Here is a 1,654-nt window from a genome sequence, read left to right on the forward strand (position 1 = left end):
GCTGCCCACATTTGGGAGATGGTGTTTGTGACGAAGGCTGCTGCTATTGATGTGCCTTGTTTTGTTTCGGTTGTTGACTGTTCTGCGGTTTTTTGAGTGTTTGTTGGTGCTAGGATATCTAAACCGCCTCCGTAGCTGGAATAGGCGCTGCGGTTGTTGTTTTCGGATGCGCCGACGGTGATGATGTTGTCGAATTCTGTGGAGGCTTGTCCGAGTGCGGATGCGAGATCCCCTTCATTACCGGCTGCTGCTACAATCAGTATGTTGTTGTCAAGGGCGTATTGTCGATCGCCCACCATTTAGAAATAGACGAGATCCCCTAATCTAAAAAAGTACGAGATCCCCTAATCTAGAAAAGTGCGAGATCCCGCAATCTAAAAAAGTACGATCGCCGATAATTGAGAAAAGTACGATCGCCCACCCGGTCGATCGCGCGGTGGATAAACAAGGACGAGATCCCGTTAATTCGATCGCCCGCAGAATCAATGGCCGATCGCCGGAAACAGAAAAATTACCTAAAAACAGGCGATCGACTCAAAGGAAGTTGTGCCCGGTGTGCGAGCGCCCGAGTCAGCTCAAACTATCAACAATGATTTGAGCGCACAAAATGACTAGCCCGCCCCGGTCGATCAATTCAAAGGAAGTTGTGCGCGAGGGGGAGATGCAAATTTAAAGTTAATCCGTGTCGTAATCAAGATCCTCCCACTCACCCCATTCATCCTTACACCATCCCAAACTACGCCAACACCCATGACTATCGGATTGTTTTTCAAAAACAAATTCAAGGAGGCTCTCACCTGTTTTTAAGCATAAACGCTTTTTGCTACTCATGTCGAACAAAAATAGAGTAAGACTAACGTGAAAAATATCTTCCCCACTTTCATTTCCTACCATACCCCCGCCAATAACAGCCGACCATGCTGTATGATACAAAGGAGCATTTTCTTGTTCTTCACTCCATATCCATCGATTAAATGATGGGGAATGTGGATATTTGATATTTAAGTTGATTTCAGGAGCGCGGTCAAAACTCTGTCCCATAAAAACCTGAAAATCATCAAGGATTACATTAATAATTTCCTGCCAGATTTCTTGGGTATATGCTTCTAGATTTTTCCCTGCATTCCAAAGCTGTTGTTCGAGAATTGGGTTCATATTTTGACCTCCAAGATACTCACTTACTGATTTTTTAAAAAATCAATATCCTTGAAAGTCACAGCCACTTTCCAGCAGAGCGAACAATTCTGCAGATGAAATAATACGTCGATCGTAGCCCGATAAGTTATCAACTACACATGGCCATTGTTTCGCCAATGAAGCAGCCAATTCATAAGCCAAGAGCTTATTACCTGGTCTTCTAGACATTTCTAATAAGATAACTGTGTGTGGTTCACCACCTAATTTTTGTTTGATTATTTCAAATTCATTTGGTTCCCCCTCTAATTCTGCAATTCTATTGTTAATAGCAACCCAAATGTATAAATCTCCTCTTCCCAGATATCCAAAAAATGGGTCGTTTGGCTTTTCAACAATTTCTACCCCTACTGTCTGGATGAAACCTATCAACTCATCACTCATCGGGTGCATCTCACTTTGGCAAATACATCAAATTGAAAGTTGACCGTTGAGATAAGCACAGCGAAGAGAAAGGATA

The 1,654-nt window shown here is 43.0% G+C and carries 3 protein-coding genes; all 3 read right to left on the reverse strand.

The features are described from left to right. Positions 1–299 (reverse strand): S8 family serine peptidase (locus QUB26_RS31685; RefSeq protein WP_333321274.1); only part of this gene is annotated, 299 nt, incomplete at its 3' end. Positions 300–675: 376 nt separating this feature from the next. After that, on the reverse strand, positions 676–1,155 hold the full coding sequence (locus QUB26_RS31690; protein ID WP_333321276.1) for a hypothetical protein: 480 nt from the start codon (positions 1,153–1,155) through the stop codon (positions 676–678). A 42-nt stretch (positions 1,156–1,197) separates the two neighbouring features. After that, positions 1,198–1,578, reverse strand: coding sequence for a hypothetical protein (locus QUB26_RS31695; RefSeq protein ID WP_333234273.1), 381 nt, complete (start codon positions 1,576–1,578; stop codon positions 1,198–1,200). Positions 1,579–1,654 lie beyond the last annotated feature (76 nt).

Origin of the sequence: Microcoleus sp. B4-C1 (assembly GCF_036705285.1) — a bacterium.
GTDB lineage: Bacteria > Cyanobacteriota > Cyanobacteriia > Cyanobacteriales > Microcoleaceae > Microcoleus.